We start from the raw sequence: 12459 nt of genomic DNA on the forward strand, positions 1-12459 counted from the left end.
ATTTACCTGACAGTTTAACTGCCAGTTTTAAGGTGCTCCAGCCTAAAAAAACGTTACAATCATTGGGCGTTAATTTTATCGAAAGGAAGTGAGGGTTTATGCGTACCGTTCTGAATGTGTTGAATTTTGTGCTGGGCGGTTTTGCCACCACCCTTTCCTGGCTTTTTGCCACGCTGGTGAGCATCGTCCTGATTTTCACGCTTCCCCTGACTCGTTCCTGCTGGGAAATCACGAAACTCTCGTTCATCCCCTACGGTAACGAAGCTATCCACGTTAACGAGCTGAACCCGGAGAGCAAAAGCGCCCTGATGAATACGGGGGGAACTTTGCTGAACATTCTGTGGCTGATTTTCTTCGGCTGGTGGCTGTGCATCATGCATATTTTTGCCGGTATTGCGCAGTGCATCTCAATAATTGGTATTCCGGTCGGGCTCGCAAACTTTAAGATCGCCGCCATCGCCCTTTGGCCCGTCGGTCGCAGGGTGGTTCCGGTCGAAGTGGCTCAGGCGGCGCGTGAAGCGAACGCACGTCGTCGTTTTCAGTAAATAAGGACTGGCCGCGTTTATGCTAAGCCCACTGCTTCGCCGTTATACCTGGAACAGCGCCTGGCTCTACAACGTCAGGATTTTTATCGCGCTTTGCGGCACGGCTGCCCTGCCGTGGTGGCTGAATGATGTGAAACTCACCATCCCGCTCACGCTGGGGGTGGTGGCCGGGGCGCTGGCAGATCTGGACGATCGCCTGGCCGGCCGTTTGCGTAACCTGGTGATTACGCTCGTCTGTTTTTTTATCGCCTCCGCGTCCGTTGAGTTGCTCTTTCCCTGGCCCTGGCTGTTTGCCCTGGGCCTTACGCTTTCAACCAGCGGGTTTATTCTGCTGGGCGGTCTGGGGCAGCGCTATGCCACTATCGCCTTCGGTGCCTTGCTCATCGCCATCTATACCATGCTGGGCGTTTCCCTGTACGACCAGTGGTACCAGCAGCCTGTGCTGCTGCTGTTGGGCGCCATCTGGTATAACCTGCTGACGTTAACCGGGCATCTGATCTTCCCGGTTCGCCCTCTGCAGGATAATCTCGCCCGCAGCTTTGAGCAGTTAGCCCACTATCTGGAACTGAAATCCCGACTGTTCGACCCGGATATCGAGGAAGAAAGCCAGGCGCCGCTTTACGATCTGGCGCTGGCCAACGGCCAACTGGTCGCCACCCTAAACCAGACGAAAGCCTCGCTGCTTACCCGTCTGCGCGGGGATCGCGGCCAGCGCGGAACGCGAAGGACCTTACACTACTATTTTGCTGCTCAGGATATCCATGAACGCGCCAGCTCTTCGCACGTTCAGTACGCCGCTCTGCGCGAGAAGTTCCGCTACAGCGACGTGATGTTCCGCTTCCAGCGCCTGCTGTCCATGCAGTCTCAGGCATGCCAGCAGCTCGCACGATCCATTCTGCTGCGCACGCCCTATCAGCATGACTCACGCTTCGAACGGGTATTTAGCCATCTTGATGCGGCGCTCGACCGCGTGCAGGCCAGTGGAACGTCACCGGAACAGATCAAAGCGCTGGGTTTTCTGCTGAACAACCTGCGGGCGATTGATGCACAGCTGGCGACGATTGAGTCCGAGCAGGCGATGGCAATGCCGGGCAATGAGATAGACAACCAGCTCGCTGATGACAGCGTGCACGGCGTTAGCGATATGTGGCTGCGGCTGAGCCGCAATTTTACGCCGGAGTCGGCGCTGTTTCGCCACGCGGTGCGAATGTCCGTGGTCTTATGCGTGGGGTATGCTTTTATCCAGATAACCGGTTTGCACCACGGCTACTGGATCCTGCTGACCAGCCTGTTCGTCTGCCAGCCGAACTATAACGCCACCCGACACCGCCTGGCGCTACGCATTATCGGCACGCTGGTCGGCGTCGCAATCGGCCTTCCGGTGCTCTATTTCGTGCCGTCTATTGAAGGACAGCTGATCCTGATCGTGATCACCGGCGTGTTGTTCTTCGCGTTTCGCAACGTACAGTACGCTCATGCCACCATGTTCATCACGCTGCTGGTTCTGCTCTGCTTTAACCTGCTGGGTGAAGGTTTCGAGGTCGCCCTGCCCCGCGTGATCGATACCCTGATTGGCTGCGCCATCGCCTGGGCCGCGGTCAGCTTTATCTGGCCGGACTGGCGTTTCCGTAACTTACCGCGCGTGTTAGACAGGGCCATGAACGCCAACTGTCGATATCTGGATGCCATCCTTGAGCAATACCATCAGGGTCGCGATAACCGTCTGGCTTACCGTATAGCCCGCCGCGATGCGCACAACAGCGATGCCGAGCTGGCCTCGGTCGTCTCCAACATGTCAACGGAGCCGCGCGCCACGGCGGAGATTCGTGAGACGGCTTTCCGGCTGCTCTGCCTGAACCATACCTTCACGAGCTATATTTCGACGCTGGGTGCCCACCGCGAGAAACTGACCAACCCGGGTATCCTCAGCCTGCTGGATGACGCGGTCTGTTATGTCGATGACGCTTTGCATCACCGGCCAGCCGATGAACCGCGCGTGAGACAAGCGCTGGATGAACTGACGCAACGTATAGCGCATCTGGAGCCCGGAAACGACAGCAAAGCGCCTCTGGTGTTACAGCAGATTGGCCTGCTCATCGCCCTGCTGCCTGAAATTTGCCGGCTGCAACAGCAAATCGCTACCTTGTGGAGTGATTTTCCTGTGGCTCAGGCAGCGCATTAAACCACTCCGTCAACTCCCGGCGAATGCCGGCCGGGAGTGCCGCCTCATGCAGCCCTTCAATAGCCCCTTCCAGCGCGAAAAGCACTTTGATACCAAGCGCTTTATTTTTCGCCCGCATTTTCAGCCAACTTTCCCTGGCACCAAGCGCCCGCAGCGTTTCTTCGTTGGTAATGCCCGCTTCAAGGAGCAACACTTCCAGCTGAAAGGTCAGGTTTGGCAGATCTTTAAGTCGATTGCGCTGATGGCGCTGATAACGCTCTTTTCTCGCCGCATTGAGCGCGAACGAAGAGAGCTGAAGCAGACGCTCCCTGTCCTGCCATAACCCGTCATCCACCCGGTAATAGTTGAGAAGCACCGGGCGACCCCGCTTCATCAGGGTCAAAAAAGACGCAGCATTTTTTACACAGTATTTGGCGCTTTCTTCACATGCGCGGAGGTAAAGCTCGCCATCTGACACCATGGCAAAAACCGCGTCATCCACCGCCAGGGTATAGCCGCCGAACAGCGCACGATGATGAATTTCACCCAGCGGTGAGAGGTATTCCTGGGATTTATAAATCCGTTCATAAGATATCTTTTTCATGATATTTCCCTTCAAAATCATAAAGTAACAACGAAGTTTCTTACTAGCGGATCCGTTAGCAGGAAAATAGGCAACTTAGCGTCGTTGAGCAAGATGATTTTTCGAAGGGCATCAATATTGAATGAATTTTGCGAGTCGCTTTCCGAAAATGAGGTTGATCTTTATGCATACAGGGGTTACTGTATATTCATACAGTAACTACAGGGCTGGAATGAAAATGTACACTTCAGGCTATGCAAATCGCTCAACTTCTCTCACCTCTACCGCGGGCAATGTCGCGCAAAACGCCGTTGGTGGTGCTTCGACGGGGCTTATTAGTGAAGTGGTTTATCGTGAAGACCAGCCCCTGTTGACCCAACTCCTGCTGCTGCCGCTATTACAGCAGCTTGGTCAGCAATCTCGCTGGCAACTCTGGCTGACGCCACAGCAGAAACTGAGCCGTGAATGGGTGCAGTCCGCAGGCCTGCCCCTGGCTAAGGTGATGCAGATCAACCAACTTTCACCGTGTGATACCGTCGAGTCGATGATTCGAGCGTTGCGCACCGGAAATTACAGCGTGGTGATCGGGTGGTTACCGGAAGAATTGACGGAAGAGGAACATTTTCGTCTGACCGAAGCGGCTGAAGAAGGGAATGCGATCGGGTTTATCATGCGCCCGGTTCGTCCAGATTCTTATCGCAGAGGACAACTTTCTGGGCTAAAAATTCACTCAAATTTGTATCATTGAGTGAAATTAAGATTTTTCCTGGAATTTTTTTTGACCGCAAGATGCGGTTTTAGTTCCCGGCCTCAAAATTACGGCAAGGCTTGTCTGGTGCGGTTCTCCTTAATTTTATTGCACAAAATTCGTTCTAAAAATGTTAAATAATAGGTATACGGAACTTTTTTTTTCATATGCCTGACAGACTTCACACTTGTAAGTTTTCAGCTACGTTGTAGACTTTACATCGCCAGGGGTGCTCGGCCTAAGCCGAAGATATCGGTAGATTTATATTTGACCACGCCCCCCGGTGAAGGATTTAACCGTGATTCTCTCTTGAGACCTTCATGGCGAATTTTGGATGATAACGAGGCGCAAAAAATGAAAAAGACAGCTATCGCGATTGCAGTGGCACTGGCTGGCTTCGCTACCGTAGCGCAGGCCGCTCCGAAAGATAATACCTGGTATGCAGGTGGTAAACTGGGCTGGTCTCAGTTCCATGACACTGGCTGGTACAACAGCAGCCTGAACAACGATGGCCCTACTCACGAGAGCCAGCTTGGTGCAGGTGCGTTCGGTGGCTATCAGGTTAACCCGTATGTTGGCTTTGAAATGGGTTACGACTGGTTAGGTCGTATGCCATACAAAGGCGACACCATCAATGGCGCTTTCAAAGCTCAGGGCGTTCAGCTGACCGCTAAACTGGGTTACCCAGTAACTGACGATCTGGACGTGTACACCCGTCTGGGCGGCATGGTATGGCGTGCAGACTCCAGCAACAACATCGCTGGCGACGACCATGACACTGGCGTTTCCCCAGTATTCGCTGGTGGCGTTGAGTGGGCTATGACCCGTGACATCGCTACCCGTCTGGAATACCAGTGGGTTAACAACATCGGTGACGGTGCTACCGTTGGCGTTCGTCCAGACAACGGCATGCTGAGCGTAGGTGTTTCCTACCGTTTCGGCCAGCAGGAAGATGCAGCACCAGTTGTTGCTCCAGCGCCGGCTCCAGCTCCAGAAGTACAGACCAAGCACTTCACTCTGAAGTCTGACGTTCTGTTCAACTTCAACAAAGCGACCCTGAAACCAGAAGGTCAGCAGGCACTGGATCAGCTGTACACCCAGCTGAGCAACCTGGATCCTAAAGACGGTTCTGTAGTGGTTCTGGGCTTCACCGACCGCATCGGTTCTGACGCTTACAACCAGAAACTGTCTGAGAAACGTGCTCAGTCTGTTGTTGATTACCTGATCTCTAAAGGTATCCCAGCTAACAAGATCTCCCCACGTGGTATGGGCGAATCTAACCCAGTTACTGGCAACACCTGTGACAACGTTAAAGCTCGCGCTGCACTGATCGACTGCCTGGCACCAGATCGTCGCGTAGAGATCGAAGTTAAAGGCGTTAAAGACGTTGTAACTCAGCCAGCGGCATAAGTTATCGTCTTATAAAAAAACCCCGCCATGCGGGGTTTTTTATTGTCTGAAGAAAAAAAAATCTACTTTTTGCCCAACAACGCCTGAAGGTCGTTTTTCAGCGACGACATCTGGTTAGCGTACTTCTCTTTATGTTCGGCATCCTCAATCAACTGCACGATGGTTTCCGACAGGGTCTTACCACGCCGTTGCGCCAGCCCAGCCAGACGCTGCCAGACCACGAATTCAAGATCGATGGACTTTTTCCGGGTATGCTGATGCTCAGCATTAAAATGCCGTTTACGTCGCGCGCGGATAGTTTGCTTCATCCGGTTTAGCAACGCAGGATTAATGTGCTTCTCAATCCAGCCATTAACCTGTACCGGTTCATTTTCGAGGGTCAGCAAAATATCCACGGCTTCTTGCGCAGCGCTGGCTTCGATGTAGCAGGTGATCAGCTCCCCTTCACGGTGCTTTTTGACCAGGTACTTCCATTTCCAGCCGCTTTCGAGATTTTCCAGTTGTTGATATTTCATTGCGATCTCAGTGTTACCACGTAACTCTGTTCAGAATATCAGTTTTTTAGCAATCTGCTGAAAAGAAATCATATCCTGTGAGTGAATGCGGCCAATCCGCCTGCTGAAATACCCGATCCTGCTTGGGTAGAGCCCCCCGCTTACGGTATACTCCACGCTTTTACATCTGACTAAAAAACATCAACTTTGACCATTACGAAACTAGCATGGCGTGACCTTGTTCCGGATGCCGAGAGCTATCAGGAACTGTTTGCACAGCCCGATCTCGCAAAAGAACACGAATTCATCCTTAGCGATACGCAACCACGCTTACATTATGCGCTGGAGCAGGCGTTAAGTCCGTGGGCGACATCGCCCTTCATGCTGCTGAAAGCCCCGGAAGAAGCGGAATATCTGACGCTGCTTGGGGATGCCATGCGCCAGCTGCAGCCGGACACCAACGCGGTCTTTGGCGGCCAGTATCGTATCGTAGGGCACACTATTACCTTCGAACCGGCGGACCAGGCCGACGGTCGTTTTGCTGCTAAAGGCGAGGTGATAACCGCTAATTGGGTCGAGGCTGAACAGCTCTTTGGCTGTCTGCGCCAGTTTAACGGCGAGCTTTCCCTGCAGCCGGGGCTGGTGCATCGAGCAAACGGCGGCGTGCTCATCATCTCACTGCGCACCCTGCTCTCGCAGCCGCTGCTGTGGATGCGCCTGAAAACCATTGTTACCCAACAGCGCTTTGACTGGGTCGGTTACGATGAGTCTCGTCCGCTTCCTGTCTCCGTGCCGTCAATGCCGCTGTCGCTGACCGTCGTGCTGACGGGCGACCGCGAATCGCTGGCGGACTTCCAGGAAATGGAGCCGGAACTGGCCGAGCAGGCAGTTTACAGCGAATATGAAGACAACATCCAGATTGCCGATGCTGACGACATGGCGCAGTGGTGTCAGTGGGTGATGGCCGTGGCGGAACGTTTCGCATTGCCAACGCCTGCCGCCGACGCGTGGCCGGGTTTGATCCGTGAAGCCGTTCGCTATACCGGTGACCAGGAGACCCTGCCGCTCTGCCCGCTCTGGATCGGCAAGCAGCTGCGTGAGGTGGGTACCATCGGCGGTAACGGCGCATTTACTGGCGAACAGCTCACCCAGATGCTGGCGCAGCGGGAGTGGCGCGAAGGCTATCTTGCTGACCGCATGCAGGATGAAATTCTGCTGGAACAAATTCTGGTCGAGACCGAAGGCGAACGCGTCGGTCAGATTAACGCCCTTTCGGTGATTGAATTTCCCGGCCATCCGCGCGCGTTCGGTGAACCGTCCCGTATCAGCTGCGTTGTGCATATTGGCGATGGCGAGTTTACCGATATTGAACGCAAAGCCGAGCTGGGCGGAAACATTCACGCCAAAGGCATGATGATCATGCAGGCGTTTTTGATGTCCGAGCTGCAGCTCGAGCAGCAAATCCCCTTCTCCGCCTCGCTGACGTTCGAACAGTCCTACAGCGAAGTGGATGGCGATAGCGCCTCTATGGCAGAGCTGTGCGCCTTAATCAGCGCCCTGGCGGACGTGCCGATCAACCAGAATATTGCCATCACCGGTTCGGTCGATCAGTTTGGTCGTGCTCAGCCCGTTGGCGGTCTGAACGAAAAAATTGAAGGCTTCTTCTCTATTTGTCAGCAGCGTGGTTTAAACGGCAAACAGGGGGTGATTATTCCCGCGCCCAACGTACGCCATCTCAGCCTGAGCCAGGATATTCTGGACGCGGTTGAACAGGAACAATTCGCCATCTGGGCAATCGAAGGGATTGAGGATGCACTACCCTTACTGACAAACCTGGTATGGGATGGCGAGGGGCAGACGACCCTGATGCAGACTATCCAGGAGCGCATTGCTCAGGCGACACAGCAGGATGCTCGTCATCGTTATCCATGGCCGTTACGCTGGCTGGGTTGGTTCAGTTCGAACTGATCGGACTTGTTCAGCGTACACGTGTTAGCTATCCTGCGTCCTTCACTAAAATAAGGCTTACTGAGAACATGGTAGATAAACGCGAATCCTATACAAAAGAAGACCTTCTTGCCTCTGGTCGCGGAGAACTGTTTGGCGCGAAAGGCCCACAGTTACCGGCCCCGAACATGCTGATGATGGACCGTGTCGTGAAAATGACCGAAACCGGCGGCAACTTCGATAAGGGTTACGTAGAAGCAGAACTCGATATCAACCCGGACCTGTGGTTCTTCGGTTGCCACTTTATTGGCGATCCGGTAATGCCTGGCTGCCTGGGCCTGGATGCCATGTGGCAGCTGGTTGGCTTCTATCTGGGCTGGCTGGGTGGTGAAGGTAAAGGCCGCGCGCTGGGCGTGGGCGAAGTGAAATTCACCGGTCAGGTTCTGCCTACGGCGAAGAAAGTGACCTATCGTATTCACTTCAAGCGCATCGTTAACCGTCGCCTGATTATGGGCCTGGCAGATGGCGAAGTGCTGGTAGACGGTCGTCTGATCTATACCGCTAACGACCTGAAAGTGGGTCTGTTCCAGGATACCTCTGCTTTCTGATAACGGCTTTTAGCCCCATCCAGAAAGGCGAAACCTCCGCAGTGCGGAGGTTTCTTTTTTTAAAGAGACGTTATCAGGCTATTAGTGCCCTGTCGCCGATGGCTTCTCGCCAGCCTCCCAGCCATTGTGACCTTTGGTTTATCGTCTGATAAGGACACATTTCTTTCGAACGTCCAGCGATGCCGGCCTGATAACCACGTTGATGAGCCCGTTCCAGGCGATCTCGTTTCTGTCTCTTCATGCCTCGTTTCCCTCATTCTTTTGTCTGGTGGAAAGAAAACAGTGTCTGCGCCAGATGCGCAGGCACAGATAACGAATACCCCGAATTAGTCCCAGCGTCAATGTTCAAAATTCATACGGGTGTCATATTTGTGAGCTAGCCAGAAGATCATTTGTACAAAAATTGTGACGCGGCACAAGTAACAACCTGACGCCAAAACGAAAAAAAAACCGCAATCAGCACCAGGCCGATTGCGGTTTTTGACGATGAATTTTACTTATGGCAGCCGGGAAATTTCCCTGGCGATACTGGCTGATTCCTGCGCCCAGCCCTGGGCCAGCACTTTCACCATTTCATCATAGCCATCCTTCTGCTGCTTCAGCTCCAGATGGAAAGGACGCTTAATCAGCTGTCCCTGATGATTCAACAGCCACTCGCCGCTGATGACAACGGCACCGTCATAACGACCATGGAAGCCCGTTACCGTGACGTTCAGCGTGTCCTGATCGCTTCCCAGAGGCTGGGAGGCAACAACCCAGCCCGGAAGCTGACTGCCAAGATTCGCCACCAGCGTATTGCGTAGCTGCTGATCCAGCGGACTGGCCCACAGGTTGTTGTTGGCGATAACGTACTGCACATCGCTGGTCTGATAGACCACGCCGTTGCCGGCCAGGTAATCTGGCACGGCGACCTGCTCAACCCACAGCAGACGGTTGCCCTGCGAGGCGCTACTTTGCGTAACCGCCTGCGTCCCCATCGGTAGCTGGTAGTAGCTTTTCGTTTCGCTCCCGGAGCTACAGGCCGTGAGTACCATCGCTCCTGCAATCGCTAGCCATTTTTTCATTGTTTCGCCCTCTTCGGCTCAGGATCCTTTTTATCTTTCGCTTCGAACACCAGCGCATTGCTCTTCTCGTTGAGCGTTTTCAGAACCGGCTGCAGTTCGCGCAAGACCTGATCGAGACGCTGCATATCTGCGACCATCTTGTTGTATGCCGCCGAGCCGGGCTGGAAGCCCTGCATACTGCGGTTCAGCTCACGCAGCGTTTTCTGCATATCCTGCGGCAGCTGCTGCATGCTCTGGCTGGCGGTGATCTTATTGATGTTATCCAGCGTGGCCTGCAGGCGTTGCATTGTCGCCTGGCTTTGATGCAATGAACCTGTCGCTGCTTCAATCATTGGGTTCAATGGCAGATTGTTGATCTTATCCAGCGTCTCCATCAGACGCTGCTGGATCTGCGCCAGACCGCTGCTCACCGTTGGGATGATCTTATAGCCACCGAATTCACGAATACCGGTAATCGGCGGTGCTTTCGGGTAGAAGTCCATATCCACGTACAGCGCACCGGTCACCAGGTTACCCGTCTTCAACGATCCACGCAGACCGCGTTCCATCAGCTGGCTGATGTGGGTGGCAATATCCTGATTCTCGCCAATCTGGTTGATCAGGCGTTCGGGTTCAATACGAATCAGCACCGGTATGCGGTAATCATCATCCAGTACCTGCTGCAGGCCAGGCACAAAGAACGGAACTTGTCCAACCGTACCAAGGCGAATACCGCGGAACTCAACAGGCGCTCCCGGCTGCAGACCGCGGACGGAATCTTTGAAGAACATCAGGAAGTCAACGTGATCGGTGTAGAGCGCATCCTGAATGCTTTTTTGATCGTCGAACAGGCGGAAAGCGGTGTTCTCCGCAACCGGCTGCCCCAGGTCGAGCCCTTCCGGTACGTCAAAGCTCACGCCGCCGCCAAACAGCGTTGTCAGCGATCCCATTTCAACGCGCATGCCCGCCGAGGTCAGATCCACCGCGATGCCGCTGTCTTTCCAGAAACGGACGTTGCTGGTGACCAGACGATCGTTAGGCGCATTGATGAACAGCTGATAGCTGATAGCTCTTTTCTGAGGATCGAACGTGCTTTTCTCCACCGACCCCACGCGATAGCCACGGAACAGTACCGGGTCACCCGCCGTGAGTTGGCCCGCTTTTTTACTGTCGAGGATCACGCGGATACCTTTTGCATCAGGCGGTGCCAGCGGCGGTGAATCCAGAAGTTGGTACTGCGCCGGCTGGTTGCCTTTTGCACCTGGCTGCAGCTCGATGTAGGCACCCGAAAGCAGCGTCCCTAAGCCGCTGATCCCTTCACGCCCCACCTGCGGTTTAACTACCCAGAAAACAGAGTCGCCGTGCAGCAGTTTTTCCATGCCGGCATTAAGGCGCGCCTTAATCTCCACATGGGTTAAATCGTCGGTCAGGGTTGCGCTTTCCACCACGCCCACATCCACGCTACGGCTTTTGATGGTCGTTTTACCGCCCTCAATCCCCTCGGCATTGGTGGTAATCAGCGTCACTTCCGGCCCCTGATGGCTGTAATGATAAAACAGGATCCAGGCACCGATCAGCGCAGTCACAATGGGAAAAATCCACACCGGCGACCAGTTTTTGACCTTCTGCACTTTCGCCTCTCCACTCTTATTTTCCATGCTCTTACTCTTCCTCATGGCTTGATTCAGGCTCACGATCCCACGATAAACGAGGGTCGAAGGTCATGGCCGCAAACATGGTCATAATCACGACCAGTGCAAACATTAAAGCCCCCATCGCGGGATAAATACTCATCAAACCGCCCATCCGCACCAGCGCAGAGAGAACGGCAATTACAAACACGTCGATCATTGACCAACGACCGACAAATTCGACCACTTCGTAAATCAGGTGCATGCGTTCGCTGTCGCGCTTTCCGTGGCCTTTTGCATCCCAGCAGAGCCAGGCAATCGCGATCATTTTCAAGGTGGGCACCATGATACTGGCGATGAAAATCACGCCGGCGACAGGATAGGATCCTTCGCCCCACAGCAGTATGACTCCGGCGAGGATCGTCGAGGGCATTTTGTCGCCGAGCAAATCGGTGATCATAATCGGCAGAATATTGGCGGGCAGATACAGCATGACGGAGGTCACCAGCAGCGCCATCGTCCACTGCAGGCTGTTTTTACGCCGAACATGGCCCTTCGTTTCGCAGCGCGGACAAACCTCGAGATCGGCAGGCAGCACGGCGGTACAGCACGGACAAGAACGGAGCCCCTGACGAATACCCGGCACGCCCACCTTCACCGTCTGCGCGAGCGTCGGTGCCGGGGCGATATCATCCCAGGCCCAGCGCCTGTCCACGCACTGGAAAGCGCGCAGCTGCAGAATGCAATACAGACACCAGGGAATAAAGCTGCTGCCAATCCCCACATCGCCGTACGCCATCAGCTTCACGAAACTGACCAGTATCCCCGCCAGAAAAATCTCGGCCATTCCCCAGCTTTTGAGCTGAAAAAGGATACGCGCGAGCCGGATTTTCAGTGATGCCGGCATTCTGACACGGTTGACCAATAACAGGATGACGACCAGGCAAAACGCCGGGACTATCTGGACAAACAGCAGAAAAAAGGTGCCGAGGCTGGCGTAATCTTCCGAGAACATCACGCCCGGGATTTCAAGCAGATTCACCTGGCTTGTCATCCCACCGACCTTCATATAGATGAAGGGGAAGAGATTGGAGAGCAGCAGCATGAACAGTGCTGCCAGCGCGTAGGCAGTGGGACGCTGCCGCGGCGCGTCCCACTCGGTTGTCAACGTCGCGCCACAGCGTGGACACAGGGCTTTATGTCCGTGACCAAGCTCTGGCAACGCCACGAGCATATCGCATTGCGAGCATAATATATGCCTGTCGGCATGGTGCTGGTCACACATATTT

Annotated in this window: 12 protein-coding genes; 6 read left to right on the forward strand and 6 right to left on the reverse strand. The window is 54.3% G+C overall.

Annotated features, from left to right (window positions below; all coding sequences use genetic code 11):
* Window positions 1-98 precede the first annotated feature (98 nt).
* Window positions 99-545 (forward strand): YccF domain-containing protein, encoded by a 447-nt coding sequence (locus tag AB8818_RS06415; protein ID WP_041910601.1) that lies wholly within the window; start codon window positions 99-101, stop codon window positions 543-545.
* A gap of 19 nt (window positions 546-564) precedes the next feature.
* Window positions 565-2727: a YccS family putative transporter gene (gene yccS / locus AB8818_RS06420; protein WP_192982992.1), complete on the forward strand. Its 2163-nt coding sequence runs from the start codon at window positions 565-567 to the stop codon at window positions 2725-2727.
* Here the strand turns inward: yccS and AB8818_RS06425 are convergent.
* Window positions 2684-3310: a TfoX/Sxy family DNA transformation protein gene (locus AB8818_RS06425; protein WP_163328629.1), complete on the reverse strand. Its 627-nt coding sequence runs from the start codon at window positions 3308-3310 to the stop codon at window positions 2684-2686. The genes yccS and AB8818_RS06425 overlap by 44 nt on opposite strands.
* Before the next feature lie 217 nt (window positions 3311-3527).
* Between AB8818_RS06425 and sulA the strand changes: the two genes are divergently transcribed.
* Window positions 3528-4037 (forward strand): SOS-induced cell division inhibitor SulA, encoded by a 510-nt coding sequence (gene sulA, locus AB8818_RS06430; RefSeq protein WP_116340904.1) that lies wholly within the window; start codon window positions 3528-3530, stop codon window positions 4035-4037.
* 354 nt (window positions 4038-4391) lie between these two features.
* On the forward strand, window positions 4392-5447 hold the full coding sequence (ompA, locus tag AB8818_RS06435) for a porin OmpA (RefSeq protein WP_108780329.1): 1056 nt from the start codon (window positions 4392-4394) through the stop codon (window positions 5445-5447).
* Between the two features lie 62 nt (window positions 5448-5509).
* Here the strand turns inward: ompA and matP are convergent, their stop codons facing one another.
* The gene (gene matP, locus AB8818_RS06440; protein WP_023332611.1) at window positions 5510-5962 is read right to left on the reverse strand and encodes a macrodomain Ter protein MatP; all 453 of its coding nucleotides are present in this window, start codon (window positions 5960-5962) and stop codon (window positions 5510-5512) included.
* 186 nt (window positions 5963-6148) lie between these two features.
* Between matP and AB8818_RS06445 the strand changes: the two genes are divergently transcribed.
* Both AB8818_RS06445 and fabA read left to right on the forward strand, forming a co-directional pair.
* Window positions 6149-7909: a Lon protease family protein gene (locus AB8818_RS06445; protein WP_116340905.1), complete on the forward strand. Its 1761-nt coding sequence runs from the start codon at window positions 6149-6151 to the stop codon at window positions 7907-7909.
* Window positions 7910-7977: 68 nt separating this feature from the next.
* Window positions 7978-8496, forward strand: a complete 519-nt coding sequence (gene fabA, locus AB8818_RS06450; protein WP_000227926.1) for a bifunctional 3-hydroxydecanoyl-ACP dehydratase/trans-2-decenoyl-ACP isomerase — start codon at window positions 7978-7980, stop codon at window positions 8494-8496.
* A 73-nt stretch (window positions 8497-8569) separates the two neighbouring features.
* On the opposite strand, the gene rmf is transcribed toward fabA, so the two are convergent.
* The 4 genes from rmf to pqiA form a co-directional block, all read right to left on the reverse strand.
* Entirely contained in the window at window positions 8570-8737 is a 168-nt protein-coding gene (gene rmf / locus AB8818_RS06455) for a ribosome modulation factor (RefSeq protein ID WP_013097261.1), read from the reverse strand.
* Between the two features lie 256 nt (window positions 8738-8993).
* Window positions 8994-9560: a membrane integrity-associated transporter subunit PqiC gene (gene pqiC, locus AB8818_RS06460; RefSeq protein ID WP_116340906.1), complete on the reverse strand. Its 567-nt coding sequence runs from the start codon at window positions 9558-9560 to the stop codon at window positions 8994-8996.
* The gene (gene pqiB, locus AB8818_RS06465; RefSeq protein WP_116340907.1) at window positions 9557-11197 is read right to left on the reverse strand and encodes an intermembrane transport protein PqiB; all 1641 of its coding nucleotides are present in this window, start codon (window positions 11195-11197) and stop codon (window positions 9557-9559) included. Before pqiB ends, pqiC begins: the two co-directional genes overlap by 4 nt.
* 4 nt (window positions 11198-11201) lie before the next feature.
* A complete protein-coding gene (pqiA, locus tag AB8818_RS06470; protein WP_192982989.1) occupies window positions 11202-12455 on the reverse strand; it encodes a membrane integrity-associated transporter subunit PqiA in 1254 nt (417 codons plus the stop codon).
* Between the last annotated feature and the right edge of the window lie 4 nt (window positions 12456-12459).

This window comes from Enterobacter sp. KB-280D8 (assembly GCF_041399405.1).
Classification (GTDB): Bacteria; Pseudomonadota; Gammaproteobacteria; order Enterobacterales; family Enterobacteriaceae; genus Enterobacter; species Enterobacter cloacae_N.

Excerpts from the sequence above, each read along its gene's own strand:
- matP (WP_023332611.1), bottom strand. The coding sequence starts at position 5,962 with ATGAAATATCAACAACTGGAAAATCTCGAAAGCGGCTGGAAATGGAAG.
- fabA (WP_000227926.1), top strand. The coding sequence starts at position 7,978 with ATGGTAGATAAACGCGAATCCTATACAAAAGAAGACCTTCTTGCCTCT.
- rmf (WP_013097261.1), bottom strand. The coding sequence starts at position 8,737 with ATGAAGAGACAGAAACGAGATCGCCTGGAACGGGCTCATCAACGTGGT.
- AB8818_RS06425 (WP_163328629.1), bottom strand. The coding sequence starts at position 3,310 with ATGAAAAAGATATCTTATGAACGGATTTATAAATCCCAGGAATACCTC.
- AB8818_RS06415 (WP_041910601.1), top strand. The coding sequence starts at position 99 with ATGCGTACCGTTCTGAATGTGTTGAATTTTGTGCTGGGCGGTTTTGCC.
- yccS (WP_192982992.1), top strand. The coding sequence starts at position 565 with ATGCTAAGCCCACTGCTTCGCCGTTATACCTGGAACAGCGCCTGGCTC.
- pqiB (WP_116340907.1), bottom strand. The coding sequence starts at position 11,197 with ATGGAAAATAAGAGTGGAGAGGCGAAAGTGCAGAAGGTCAAAAACTGG.
- ompA (WP_108780329.1), top strand. The coding sequence starts at position 4,392 with ATGAAAAAGACAGCTATCGCGATTGCAGTGGCACTGGCTGGCTTCGCT.
- pqiC (WP_116340906.1), bottom strand. The coding sequence starts at position 9,560 with ATGAAAAAATGGCTAGCGATTGCAGGAGCGATGGTACTCACGGCCTGT.
- pqiA (WP_192982989.1), bottom strand. The coding sequence starts at position 12,455 with ATGTGTGACCAGCACCATGCCGACAGGCATATATTATGCTCGCAATGC.
- sulA (WP_116340904.1), top strand. The coding sequence starts at position 3,528 with ATGTACACTTCAGGCTATGCAAATCGCTCAACTTCTCTCACCTCTACC.